The sequence below is a fragment of the Novosphingobium sp. BW1 genome (assembly GCF_008107685.1).
In the GTDB taxonomy this organism is placed as follows: Bacteria; Pseudomonadota; Alphaproteobacteria; order Sphingomonadales; family Sphingomonadaceae; genus Novosphingobium.
The window spans coordinates 122,957-135,323 of record NZ_VIRF01000063.1; the positions used below are offsets into that span (position 1 = coordinate 122,957).

12 protein-coding genes are annotated in these 12,367 nt (G+C 66.4%); 7 read left to right on the top strand and 5 right to left on the bottom strand.

Annotated features, from left to right (window positions below; translation table 11 throughout):
- Positions 1–62: 62 nt before the first annotated feature.
- Positions 63–1,352, bottom strand: coding sequence for a glutamate-5-semialdehyde dehydrogenase (locus tag FMM79_RS08235; RefSeq protein WP_148627020.1), 1,290 nt, complete (start codon positions 1,350–1,352; stop codon positions 63–65).
- Positions 1,353–1,735: 383 nt separating this feature from the next.
- On the opposite strand from FMM79_RS08235, the gene FMM79_RS08240 reads away from it, so the two are divergent.
- Together FMM79_RS08240 and FMM79_RS08245 are read left to right on the top strand one after the other, a co-directional pair.
- Positions 1,736–2,809: a M23 family metallopeptidase gene (locus tag FMM79_RS08240; protein ID WP_148627021.1), complete on the top strand. Its 1,074-nt coding sequence runs from the start codon at positions 1,736–1,738 to the stop codon at positions 2,807–2,809.
- Positions 2,810–2,819: 10 nt separating this feature from the next.
- Positions 2,820–3,209, top strand: coding sequence for a polymer-forming cytoskeletal protein (locus tag FMM79_RS08245; RefSeq protein WP_148627022.1), 390 nt, complete (start codon positions 2,820–2,822; stop codon positions 3,207–3,209).
- A gap of 214 nt (positions 3,210–3,423) precedes the next feature.
- On the opposite strand, the gene FMM79_RS08250 is transcribed toward FMM79_RS08245, so the two are convergent.
- Complete coding sequence (locus FMM79_RS08250; RefSeq protein WP_039389995.1) at positions 3,424–4,128, bottom strand: DUF1013 domain-containing protein; 705 nt, start codon at positions 4,126–4,128, stop codon at positions 3,424–3,426.
- A 225-nt stretch (positions 4,129–4,353) separates the two neighbouring features.
- Positions 4,354–5,310, bottom strand: coding sequence for a DnaJ C-terminal domain-containing protein (locus FMM79_RS08255; protein ID WP_148627023.1), 957 nt, complete (start codon positions 5,308–5,310; stop codon positions 4,354–4,356).
- Between the two features lie 235 nt (positions 5,311–5,545).
- On the opposite strand from FMM79_RS08255, the gene pdxH reads away from it, so the two are divergent.
- Together pdxH and FMM79_RS08265 are read left to right on the top strand one after the other, a co-directional pair.
- Positions 5,546–6,157 (top strand): pyridoxamine 5'-phosphate oxidase, encoded by a 612-nt coding sequence (gene pdxH / locus FMM79_RS08260; protein ID WP_148627024.1) that lies wholly within the window; start codon positions 5,546–5,548, stop codon positions 6,155–6,157.
- A gap of 28 nt (positions 6,158–6,185) precedes the next feature.
- Positions 6,186–7,145, top strand: coding sequence for a cation diffusion facilitator family transporter (locus tag FMM79_RS08265; RefSeq protein WP_148627025.1), 960 nt, complete (start codon positions 6,186–6,188; stop codon positions 7,143–7,145).
- Between the two features lie 155 nt (positions 7,146–7,300).
- Here FMM79_RS08265 and FMM79_RS08270 read toward each other — a convergent pair whose 3' ends face one another.
- A complete protein-coding gene (locus FMM79_RS08270; protein ID WP_148627026.1) occupies positions 7,301–8,446 on the bottom strand; it encodes a serine hydrolase in 1,146 nt (381 codons plus the stop codon).
- 32 nt (positions 8,447–8,478) lie between these two features.
- Here FMM79_RS08270 and FMM79_RS08275 point away from each other — a divergent pair, with 32 nt between their 5' ends.
- Entirely contained in the window at positions 8,479–8,946 is a 468-nt protein-coding gene (locus FMM79_RS08275; RefSeq protein ID WP_240339056.1) for a hypothetical protein, read from the top strand.
- Positions 8,947–8,959: 13 nt separating this feature from the next.
- Here FMM79_RS08275 and mnmA read toward each other — a convergent pair whose 3' ends face one another.
- A complete protein-coding gene (gene mnmA / locus FMM79_RS08280; protein WP_148627027.1) occupies positions 8,960–10,123 on the bottom strand; it encodes a tRNA 2-thiouridine(34) synthase MnmA in 1,164 nt (387 codons plus the stop codon).
- 412 nt (positions 10,124–10,535) lie between these two features.
- Here mnmA and FMM79_RS08285 point away from each other — a divergent pair, with 412 nt between their 5' ends.
- Together FMM79_RS08285 and FMM79_RS08290 are read left to right on the top strand one after the other, a co-directional pair.
- The gene (locus FMM79_RS08285; RefSeq protein WP_039390007.1) at positions 10,536–10,835 is read left to right on the top strand and encodes a DUF1153 domain-containing protein; all 300 of its coding nucleotides are present in this window, start codon (positions 10,536–10,538) and stop codon (positions 10,833–10,835) included.
- A 292-nt stretch (positions 10,836–11,127) separates the two neighbouring features.
- Positions 11,128–12,354, top strand: a complete 1,227-nt coding sequence (locus FMM79_RS08290; protein WP_148627028.1) for an efflux RND transporter periplasmic adaptor subunit — start codon at positions 11,128–11,130, stop codon at positions 12,352–12,354.
- The last annotated feature ends 13 nt before the right edge of the window (positions 12,355–12,367 follow it).

A 12,367-nucleotide genomic window follows, 5' to 3' on the forward strand; every position in this document is an offset into this window, starting at 1 on the left:
CGCGAAGCTGCAAAGCTCGCGGCCGCTCGTGCAGTCCGTTTCAGCGCCGCAGGGCGCCCGGATCAGGGACGCGCCTGTCCGGTTCCGCGCACCTGCCATTTGTAGGTGGTGAGGCCTTCTAAGGCGACCGGGCCGCGCGCGTGGAGGCGGCCCGTGGCAATGCCGATCTCGGCGCCCAGGCCAAACTCGCCGCCATCGGCGAACTGGCTCGAGGCGTTGACCATGACGATGGCGCTGTCGACCTCGGCGAGGAAGCGTTCGGCGGCTTCGTCATCCTTCGTGATGATGACGTCGGTGTGGCCCGAGGAGTGCGCCGCGATGTGGTCGAGCGCGGCGTCGAGGCCGTCCACTACGGCGACCGAGGCGATGGCGTCTAGGTATTCGGTGTCCCAGTCAGCCTCGTCGGCCGCGAGGATGCGCGAGTCGAGCGAACGGGCGCGGGCATCGCCGCGCAGTTCACAGCCCGCCTCGATCAGCGCCGAGACGACTTCGGCCGAGCCGGGGAACTGCGCGTCGAGCAGCAGAGTCTCCATCGCGCCGCAGATGCCCGTGCGGCGCATCTTGGCATTGACGGCGACCTCCTTGGCGACCTTGGGGTCCGCGGCAGAATGGATATAGGTGTGGTTGATCCCGTCGAGGTGGGCGAGCACGGGCACGCGGGCATCCGATTGGACGCGCGAAACAAGGCTCTTGCCCCCGCGCGGGACAATCATGTCGATGAGGCCGGCCGCCGTCAGCATGGCGCCCACGACGGCGCGGTCCTGGGTCGGCACGAGCTGGATCGCGGCAGCGGGAATGCCCGCCTCTTCCAGGCCCTTGGCGAAGGCAGCGCGGATTGCGCGGTTGGAATGTACCGCCTCGCTGCCGCCGCGCAGAAGTGCGGCGTTGCCCGAGCGCAGGCACAGCGCGGCCGCGTCTGCGGTTACGTTGGGGCGGCTTTCGTAAATGATGCCGATGAGGCCGATCGGGATGCGCACGCGGCTCATCTTGAGGCCGTTGGGGCGGCTCGTTTCTTCGATCACCGAGCCCGCCGGATCGGGCAGCGAGGCGACCTGGTCGACCGCATCGGCGATCCCGGCGAGACGCTCGGCGTCGAGGCGCAGGCGGTCGAGCATGGCGCCCGAGAGGCCTTTTTCCTCGCCAGCAGCAATGTCCTTTGCGTTGGCTTCGAGAATTGCGGCTTCATCCGCGCGCAGCGCCTTCGCGGCGGCGCGCAGCGCCTCGGCCTTCTGCGCATCGCTCATGCGGGCGAGCACGCGCTGGGCGGCGCGGCCGTCGGCGGCAATGCGGGCGACGAGGGCTTCGGGGGTTTCGACAGCGTTGCTGTCGGCGGAAAGAGTTTCAACTGTCATAGGGTGCGGCCTACCATCTGTATTGCAGTGTGTCACGGTCGCGCCCGGCAAGAAGGGGGCCTGGCTGGCCCGCCTACGCCGGTTTTTCTGCGTTCACCTAGTGTTTGTACGAAGTGTACATTCATGAACGTGCAATCTTGAGCGCATTACTCAAATAAGGACTGGGAGCGGAAATGGTTCCTTCGGCTCATCGCTTTCGATGAACGGTTCACCCTGAAATGCGCATGGTGCGCGGCGGCTCGATTCGCCTTGTTAACCCTCCCCTGCTAGCCGGTCTGCCGGGGACTGGTCATAAGCCACAGCGTGGGGTCGTTTTGAAGCTTACATCTGTCAGGGCGCTATGGTCGCGCCTGCGGGCAGGCTTCCCGGATCGCGAATTTATCATGCGTTCTCAGGGGCATGTCCATTTTATCCGGATTTCGTCGCGGACCCAGATGGTTGCCGCGGGCTCCGCTGGTGCGCTTGCCACCGTGTGGCTCGGGTCGATGGGCGCCGTCGCGATCGAGCGCATGAGCGCGTCGTCGCAAGAGGCCGAACTGCTCAGCCGCGAGGCCAGGGTCGCGCGGGCTGAGGACCGCGTCGAGAACTACCGCGAAGGCATCGACGAGGTCGCATCCGACCTCGCCCGCCGCCAGAAGTTCATCGAACAGATGGTCGAGGCCCACATCGGTGACCTCCCGCGCGACACGAAGGCCGGGGAAACCGTTTCCAACAGCAATGCGGAAGCAAAGCTCACGATCGAGAAGGTCAGCGCGGCGGTTCCCGAGGCGAGCGAACTGGCCCGGCTGGAAGCGCGCCAGATCACCTTCGTCGAGAATCTCACCCGCTACGCTGACCGACGCGCCGAAAGCGCGAGCGCGGCGATCAGCAAGCTGGGTCTCAATCCCAAGACAATGGTGGCGAATGCCCCTGCAAGCCGTGCCTCGGCGCGCGGTGGTCCGCTGATCAAGCTTGCGACCCGCGCTGACGGTTCGGTTGATCCGCGTTTCCAGCGCCTGGGCGTCAGCCTTGCGCGCATGGATGCGCTGGAGAACGGCCTTGCTTCGATCCCCCAGGTGAAGCCAGCTTCAGTGGCCTACGTGTCGTCAAGCTACGGCTACCGCTCGGATCCGTTCACCGGCGGCGGCGCGTTCCACGCCGGGCTCGACTTTCCCGGTCCGATGGGCTCGCCGATCTACGCGGCGGCCAAGGGCAAGGTCACCTTCGTCGGGCGTCGCCATGGCTATGGCAACTGCATCGAGGTGCGTCACGGCAATGGCCTGATGACCCGCTATGCGCACCTTTCGCGCTTCAAGTCCAAGGTCGGCGACAAGGTGGAAGCCGGTTCAACCATCGCCCTGATGGGCAGCACCGGCCGCTCCACCGGTTCGCACCTCCATTTCGAAGTGCGCCTCAATGGCAAGCCGGTCAATCCACGTCCTTTTCTCGAGGCCTCCGCCCATGTTCAAAAGCAGTAAGGCCGATCCCATGTCCAAGCCCGCTGCCGCCCCGCGTTCGAGCGGTTCTTCGACCTTTTCCGTGCTAGGCAGCGACACGCTCATCACGGGCGACATCGAGGCCAGCGCCGATCTGCACATCGATGGGCGGGTGACCGGCGATATTACTTGCGCCGCGCTGGTGCAGGGCGTCGACAGCGAAATCACGGGCGCGATCAAGGCGGACAGCGTGCGCGGCACCGTGGCCGCGCGCGAGATCGTCATCCTGGTTTTGGGCAAGATCGAGGGCGATGTGGCCTACGACACGCTCACGGTCGAACAGGGCGCGCGCATTGAGGGACGTCTGGCGCCCAACGGCGGCGGCATGCCGCCGGCGATTGGTGTCGCAGTTGAGGATGTAAAGGACGCCGTTCCGGCTTGAGGTGATTTCCCGGGGTGATCGCCCTCGGGCTCCCCAAACTGCCTGGCTCACCTTCCGTGCGCGCCCTTGGCTGACAAAGGCGAGGTCGCCCATTTCGGGGGGCAAGGGGCGATGGCCCCTTGAATCAAAACCTTCTTTCTTCGTGCTACCAACGAAAAAGGCCCGCACTTTCGTACGGGCCTTTTTCGTATGCGCATCTGCGGAGGGGGCGGGCTTACTCGCCGCGTTCCTCGGCTTCGGCGGCGCGCTTGGCCTGGAGCCAGGCGGCGGCTTCGGCTTCCTGCGCGGCCTCGTTGGCGGCCTTGGCGGCCGCGTCACGTTCGGCGCGCAGTTCCTCGATGAGGGCCTGGCGGTCATCGACGAGGCGTTCGTCGGTCGCGCCTTCGTTTTCTATACCGGCCTTCTTGGCGGCCTTGAAGACCATCGCGTCCAGCTCGCGCTGCGAGCACAGGCCCAGCGTGACCGGGTCCTTGGGCGTGATGTTGGCGATGTTCCAGTGCGAACGGTCGCGGATCGCGGCGATGGTGTTGCGGGTCGTGCCAATCAGTTTGCCGACCTGCGCGTCCGAGACCTCGGGGTGGTTGCGCAGAATCCAGGCAATGCCGTCGGGCTTGTCCTGGCGCTTGGACACTGGCGTATAGCGCGGGCCCTTGGTGCGGCTCACGGTCACCGGTGCGCGGTGCATGCGCAGTCGGTATTCCGGATTCGCCTGACCCTTCTCGATCTCTTCCATCGTCAGCTCGCCCGCGCGCACGGGGTCGCGGCCGGTGTACTTGGCCGAGGCCAGATCGTCGGCCATTGCCTGGACTTCAAGCATGTGCAGACCGCAGAAATCCGCAATCTGTTCAAACGAGAGCGCCGTGTTGTCGACCAGCCAGGAGGCGGTCGCGTGCGGCATCAGCGGAGTGGGCTGGCTCATGTCTCTATCTCCGGCGGAAACAATAAGGGCCGCCCCTTCGCGGAGCGGCCGTACCGGCCCGACTTAGGTGAGTTTTGTGCGTTGGGCAAGGACTAGCGCCCGATTTGCGCGGAAAATTGGTGCTGGAGTGTCCGGATCGGAGCGTCAGGTGCCCGTCTCTCACGCCTGGGAGACGGGCAGGGGGGCGAGCAGGGGATTGCCCGCCCGCCATCAGCTGCCGCCCATTCAGCCACCCATGCGTTCACGCACGTTGCGGCTGTCCTTCCAGCCCTCGAGACGGCGGGCGAGGTCCTCATCGCCCTCGGGCAGGGTGATTTCGAGGCGGATGAGCTCGTCGCCGCGCGTGCCGTCCTTGCGGGTCATGCCCTTGCCTTTGAGGCGCAGGGTCTTGCCCGAAGTGGACCCGGCCGGCACCGTAAGCATGACCGCACCAGACGCGGTGGGCGCGCGCACCTTGGCGCCATTCAGCGCCTCATCAAGAGTGATCGGCAGGTCGAGGCGCAGGTCATCGCCGTCGCGCTCGAAGTAGGGGTGGTGCCCGATGGAGATGGTGATGATCGCATCGCCCGCGCCACCGGGACCCGGCTCACCCTTGCCCGAAAGGCGCATCTGGGTGCCGTCCTCGACCCCCTTGGGCAGTTTGAGGTCGATGGTCTTGCCGTCGGACAGGGTGATGCGCTGGTTGGCGAGTTCGGCCGCGTCGGTCAGCGAGACCGAGAGGCGGTAGTTGACGTTGGCGCCGCGCGGGGCCGAGCGCGAACGTCCGCCGGCAAAGCCGCCGCCCATGCCTCCAGGGCCGCCGCGCTGGCCGCCTCCACCGAAGATGCCGCCGAACAGATCTTCAAGGTCGATCCCGTCGTTTCCGCCGAAACCACCGAAACCGGCTGCGCCGCCGCCCATGCCGGACCGATGACCGCCGCCAGCGCCGAAACCACCGGCCCCGAACGGCATGGTAGGGTTTCCCTCCGCGTCGATCTCGCCGCGGTCGAACTGGGCGCGCTTTTCCTTGTCGGAAAGAAGGTCGTAGGCGCGGGTCACGTCCGAGAAGCGTTCGGCCGCCTTCGGGTTGTCCTTGTTCCGGTCGGGATGGAGCTCCTTGGCGAGCTTGCGGTAGGCGGACTTGATGTCCTTCTCGCTAGCGCCACGTGCGATGCCGAGAGTGGTGTAAGGATCTGTTGCCATAATGCCACTTAGCTAGGTTGTAGAGCGCGTTCCCACAAGTTCTTCGCGATGCTCGGGAGGTGGTTTTTCGTTCGCTGTGGCCGCAATACCCGCCCCGGACCTTCCCAGGCGCGGCGGGTCGGGCTATTCGGCGGCGCGAAGCGGCCAGGTGCCGCCGGTCAAGGTCTCTCCCCCGCACAGGTGGCACCTTGCTGGCGACGCGGAGCCTAGGGCCACAGCAACAGGACGAGATACGATGGAATCCGAACAGACCCGCGAAGTCATCCCCGATGGCGATCCCTTTGCCCTGTTCAGCGCCTGGTACGACGAAGCGCGTGGGACCGAGCCCAACGATTCCAACGCGATGGCCTTGGCAACGGCAACGCCTGAAGGTGTACCCTCGGTGCGCATGGTGCTCCTGAAGGGCCATGGCCCCGACGGTTTCGTGTTCTATACCAATGGCCACAGCCGCAAGGGCGGCGAGATCGCGGCCAACCCGCACGTCGCCTTGCTGTTTCACTGGAAGAGCCTGCGCCGCCAGATCCGCATTGAAGGGACCTTGAGTCCGGTGACGCCAGCCGAGGCCGACGCATACTTCCACTCGCGCCACCGAGATTCGCAGCTCGGCGCGGTCGCTTCCGACCAGTCTGCCCCGCTCGACAGCCGCGAGACCTTCCTTGCCCGCTATGAAAATGTGCGTGCGCGCTTCGAGGCCGGCGAGGTCGAACGCCCCGCGCACTGGGGCGGTTACCGCGTGGTGCCAGTCGCCATGGAGTTCTGGCAGGACCGTCCCTACCGTCTCCACGAACGCCGCCGCTTCGAGCGGGTGGGCGAGGGGCCCTGGTCGAGCACGCTGCTCTACCCGTGATTTTTCTGGTTTCGATGGGACTTGATTCATGAGCGATGGACGCAGCCAGGTCCGCGCAATGCTGACCCGCAGTGCGGCTTTCGCCAGTATCGCGGCGGCGCTGTTTCTGCTCGTGCTCAAGATATGGGCGGCGATCACCACCGATTCGACCGCGATGCTGGGCAGCCTTGCCGACACCACGCTCGATCTCGTCGCCAGCCTGGCAACGCTGCTGGGCGTGTGGATCGCGGCGCAGCCGGCCGATGACAAGCACCGCTTCGGGCACGGCAAGGCCGAGGCGATCACCGCGCTGTTCCAGATCGTGCTCATCGTCATCTCGGCGCTGGGCATTGCCGCGCGCGCGGTGGAGCGGCTGCTCGTGGGCAACGAAGTGCAGGCGGCCGAGCAGGGAATCGGCGTCTCGATCGCGGCGATCGCGGTCACGCTCGCGCTGCTGGCCTGGCAGCGCCACGTCATCCGTCGCACCGGCAGCCTCGCGATCACCACCGACAGCGTACACTACCAGTCGGACCTGTTTCTCAACCTCGCGGTGATCGTGGCGCTGGTCCTCGATACCTATGTGGGCATTGCGGGTGCGGACGCGTTCTTCGGCTTCGGTATTGCGGCCTGGCTCGCCTACGGAGCCTGGGGCGCTTCGGACGAGGTGCTCGACCAGCTCATGGACCACGAGTGGCCGGAGGAGAAAAAGCAGCGCTTCCTGCAGCTTCTGGCGACGTTTCCCGACATCAGCGGGGTCCACGACCTGCGTACGCGGACTTCGGGCGACAAGGACTTCGTGCAGTTCCATATCTGGGTCGACCCGCAGATGACGGTACGCGAGGCGCACCGGGTAATGGACGGTATCGAGCATCGCCTTGAGGCCGACTTCCCCGGTGTGGAAATCCTGATCCACACCGATCCTGATGGCCTGGTCGACGAAAAGGGCGAAGCCGGCCGGGACGTACTGCCGCCGATCCGTGTCGGGTTGGAACAGGACGTGAGGCTCTAGAAATTGATATTTTTCCAAGGGGGCATCGTCCCTTGACCCCAAAATCGTCTACCTGACGTTGCGCAGCCGACGTAGCGCACCGGAAGGTGAGATCGACTGTATGGGCAGCCTGAGGGCGATGACCCTCGGAATTGTCTTTTCTGTTCTTTGACCTGTCACTTCCCGCCCGGAAACAACGCCAGAAGAGCCCCGATGCGCTCGTGCACGGCGCGTTCCTGGTTGGGAGCGCTGCGGCCCAGGCGTACCACGGTCAGGAGCTGTTCGGGTGAGCTCACGACGTACTGTCCGTATTCGCCCAGGCATGCGAAGAGATCGGCCGGTGCGGTGGCGGGCCAAAGCCGTGCGGTTTCGCCAGGAGGTGCGGTGTTGAGCCAGATCCCGGCGCCGTAGGCCGGGTTGCGCGGGCTGGGCTCGCGCATGAACGATATCCAGCGGCGTGGCAGGATCTGGGCGCCGGCGACGGACCCTCGGTGGCGCAGGAATTCGGCGAGCTTGGCCCAGTCGCGCGCATTGGCGTGAATCATGCCTGATCCGATCAGCGTGCCCGCCCGGTCGAACCCGGCCTGAGTTGATTCCATGCCGATGGGAGTCAGGACGCGGCTTTGCAGGTAGCTCATGACTGCGGCGCGGCGCGCTTCGGGTGATCCGTCGGGGGCGAGGACCCGCGCGGCAAGATCGGCGAGGATGATCGCGTTTGCCCCCGAATCCGCGAAAGTCTGGCCCGCAGGCGATTCCAGCGGCTGTGCCTCGACGTAGGCGGCCATGTCGTCCCGCCCGTCGAGGTAGAGGAGCCGCATGGCATCGGACTGTTCCGTGATGCCGCCTTCGTGCCCCGGGAGGCCTTTGGCAAAGCGCAGGCCCGAGCGCATCTGAAGAAGCTGGCGCAGCGTCACTTCACCGCGCGGATCGCCCGGGCGGCGCCATTCGGGGACAGGCGCCGATTCGTTGAGGCGCAGGCGCCCGTCGCTGACCAGCTGGCCGATCATCAGGCTGGTAAGGCACTGGCCCGCGCTCCAGCCCGGCAGGCGAGTCTTGCCGGAGATACCGGGGCCATAGCGCTCGGCGATGACCGACCCGCGTTTCATGATGATGAGCGCGTGCGTCGGGCCGACCGCATCGGTGTTGAACAATCCGTCGATCGCGCGGCCGAGTTCGGCGTGGGGGGCCCCGCCGTCATCGGTGATGGCGGCTTCGGCCTCGGTGCTGGGCGGGGGCGGGGCCTCGCTGGCGGGTTCTCCACAGGCCCACAGGCTTGGCAGGGCCAGTAGCGGGAGGATAAGGCGGATCGGATGCACCGGCATGACGCGCGGTGTAGTGTGCGAGAAGATCGGGAATGGCAACACCGCCCAAATCGGCAGCCGGGGACAAGCTGCGGCAGGCCTGGCAGAAGCGGCAGGCATCGCATGTGCGTGCGCCGGACGGGCAGGCTGCTGCCGGGGCTGCGAGTCCGCGTCACGCCGCGCGCCAGCCTTCGCGCTGGCTTCGCAATCTGGTGCTGCTTGCGCTGCTAGTGGGAGCAGGGCTCCTGGCCTGGCAGTGGGCGGACCTGCAAGAGCGGACGCGCATCGGGGGCGCTTATGCCGCGCGGCTCGGCTGCGTGTGCCGCCATGTCTCGCAGCGCGATCTCAAAAGCTGCGAGGCCGACCTTGCGGTGGCCCCGCTCGGCGGCATCGCGGGGCGGGTCTGGCTGAGTGAGGATACGGAAACGCGCAGCGTCAGTGCCGGGTTGCCACTGCTCGGCTACCAAAGTGCGCACTACGACAGCCTTCATGGCTGCCGTCTTGAGCCCTGGGACGAGTGATCAGACGCTTCGCTCAGAGCGGGGTGGCGGGCGTGGTATCCTCGATCCAGCCCCCGCCGACCACGCGTTCGCCCGCATAGATCACCGCAGCCTGGCCCGGCGCGACGCCGTATTCGGGATTGGCGAAGCGCAAGGTCGTTTCCGCGCCTTCGCCGAGCGGGCCTTCAAGCGTGACAGGCACGGGTTTGGCCAGCGAACGGACCTTGGCGGTGAGCGGCGTGCCCTCAGGGAGGAGACCGATCCGGTTGGTCTCGATGATCCGCGCTGCGGCGACCGCCAGCAGATGGCGCGGGCCGACAAGGACCCGGCGCGAGGACGCATCGATCCCCACCACGTAAAGCGGTTCGGGCTGGCCCCCGATCTCGAGCCCGCGGCGCTGGCCCACAGTGTAATGGATCACACCCTGGTGCGCGCCCAGGACCGCGCCGGTCTCGACATGGACGATGTCGCCGGGCGCGGCCCCCTCGGGACGCACCGAGCGCACGATCTTGGCGTAGTCTCCGTCAGGCACGAAGCAGATGTCCTGGCTGTCGGGCTTGTCCGCGACGCGCAGGCCCGCCGCTTCGGCGAGGCGCCGTGTCTCGGTCTTGGGCAGGCCGCCAAGGGGAAAGCGCAGGAAGTCGAGCTGGGCCTCGGTCGTGCCGTAGAGAAAGTAGCTCTGGTCGCGCGCCGGGTCGGCCGCGCGGTGCAGTTCGGAGCCCGCCGGGCCTTCCACGCGGCGTACGTAGTGGCCGGTCGCGAGGCAATCGGCGCCCAGGTCCCGCGCCATCTGCAGGAGGTCGGTGAACTTGGGGCCCATGTTGCAGCGGATGCAGGGGATGGGCGTGCGTCCGGCGAGGTAGTCGTCGGCGAAACGGTCGACCACCTCTTCGCGAAAGGCGCTCTCGTGGTCGAAGACGTAGTGGGCGATGCCAAGGCGATCGGCGACCGCGCGTGCGTCGCGGATGTCGTCGCCTGCGCAGCATGCGCCCTTGCGGCCCGTGGCGGCGCCGTAGTCGTAGAGTTGCAGGGTAATGCCGATGGTCTCGGCGCCTGTGGCCGCGGCAAGCGCGGCGACGACCGAGGAATCGACGCCGCCCGACATGGCGACAACGATGCGGCGCGCCGAGAGCGGCGCGGGCAACTGGAACAGGTCGGCCGGATCGAGGCCGTTGAAGAGGTTTGCGTCAGGGGACATGGAGAGCGCTCATACAGCGCCTCGTCGCGAATTCCTACCCGATCGGCGCGAAGGTGCGGCCATTGGGATCGGCCTGGGCCTGTTATTAATCTTCCATTGACCATGTGCGCTCTATCCTGCCGCGATAAGCTGGCTCAATTGGTTGCGGTCCTGCCGGGACGCTTGCGAGTGCCGGAGGGCTCCTGACCGGCCATGTGCATCGGGCCGGAGGTGTTGGAGGCAGGATTTACGATGCAACCGAATAAAATAGAGCACTTTTTCTGCTTAATGAAAGGCCTCGAACGGACCGTGGAAAATCCTTAATGAGAGTCCCTAATGCCCATTAACCGTACTGCTTCAAGCAATGGCAAGTCCGAATGGACAAAGAGAGGCTCACCACCGGCTCCAGCAAAACCGGTGGGCGAGGGCTAAGATGATCGAGAACCAGAAAATCAGACCCGCGCAGGTAATCGGGCCGCTGGGTGAACCGCTCACTCTGGAGTCGCTTCCCCCCGCCAATACCACGCGCTGGGTCGTGCGCCGCAAGGCCGAGGTCGTGGCCGCCGTCAATGGCGGTCTGCTGACCATCGACGAAGTGTGTGAACGTTACCAGCTGACGCTCGAGGAATTCGCCTCCTGGCAGCGTGCCGTGGATCGTTCGGGAATGCAGGGGCTGCGCGTCACGCGCATCCAGCACTACCGCGATCTTTACGAGCGCCAGCAAAAGTACTGATCACCCCCCGATCAGTTCCGCGGGACCGACAAACGGCGGCGAACCTTTTGGGTTTGCCGCCGTTTTTCTATGCCTCTTGGTTCCATGCCGTTGAACGAGGCGACAAGTCGTTGGTCGATCCGGGGCGTATCTGGAGCGAGACCGCGTTGCCACCTTTAGAGCGCGCACGTATACCTCAGGATCAGGGATTAACGGCCATGATCCGGGCCGTGTGGGGCGATGCGTGACCTTGCACGGGAAACTGGGGGACCTGATGAGGGTGCCGGGACGATGCGGCCAGTGCGGTGACGGAATGAATTACACGAGCAAGTTGGACAAGGATCGCGCCGAAGTCGTGAGCAAGGGGGACCTTGGCGCAGAGGCGGGCGCGGACGGGACTTTCGAGGCGCAGACGCCGGCGCAGGGGCCGGAAAAAGGCTCCTCGCGGCTGATCTGGCTTGGCGTTGCCGGGGCCTTCGTGCTCATCGTGGGAATCTGGTTCTACCTCCACAGCGGCGCGGACACTGGCCCGGTCGAGCCGGCGCAGGTGCCCGTCGTGACCGTCGTCAAGCCAGGCCGCTCGACCGTTGTGGGCACGATCACCGCCACCGGATCGCTCGCCGCGCGCCGCGCCATGCCGATCGGCTCGGTGGGTGAGGGCGGCGAGGTCCGCCGTGTCCTCGTCGAACCGGGCGACTGGGTGAAGGCCGGCCAGGTGCTTGCTGTTGTCGACAGTTCGGTGCAGGTCCAGCAACAGGCCAGCCAGGCCGCGCAGATCAAGGCCGCCCAGGCCGACGCGCGCCTCGCCCAGTCGAACCTCGACCGCGCACTCCAGCTGGTCGATCGCGGTTTCATCTCCAAGGCCGACGTCGATCGCCTCACCGCCACGCGCGATGCCGCGCTGGCCCAGGTCGAACTGGCCCGCGCTTCGCTGCGCCAGCTTCAGGCCCAGGCCGCGCGCCTCAACATCGTCGCGCCCGCCGCCGGGCTCGTGCTCGAACGCAATGTCGAGCCGGGGCAGGTCGTAGGCGGCGGCTCGAGCGTGCTGTTCCGCCTTGCCAAGGGCGGCGAGATGGAACTGCTCGCCAATCTCAGCGAGGACGACCTGGCGCGCGTGCGCGTCGGCGCGCAGGCCGAGGTCACTCCGGTTGGCTCGGAGCGCTCCTTTACCGGGCAGGTCTGGCAGGTCTCACCCGTGATCGATCCCACTTCGCGCCAGGGCACGGCGCGCATCGCGCTGGCCTATGACCGTGCGCTGCGTCCGGGCGGCTTTGCCAGCGCCACGCTGACCAGCGGCACCGTGGTGGCGCCGATGCTTCCGGAATCGGCGATTCAAAGCGATGCCGAGGGCTCCTTCGTCTATGTCGTGGGCAAGGATAACAAGGTGGCGCGGCGCGGGGTCGAAACAGGGCTTGTCACCGCCGATGGCATCGTCATCTCGAAGGGCCTTGCCGGCACCGAAACGGTCGTCCTGCGCGCCGGTGGCTTCCTCAATCCCGAGGACACCGTCGAGCCGCGCATGGCCAAGGCCGCGGACTGACGCGTCGGGCAGG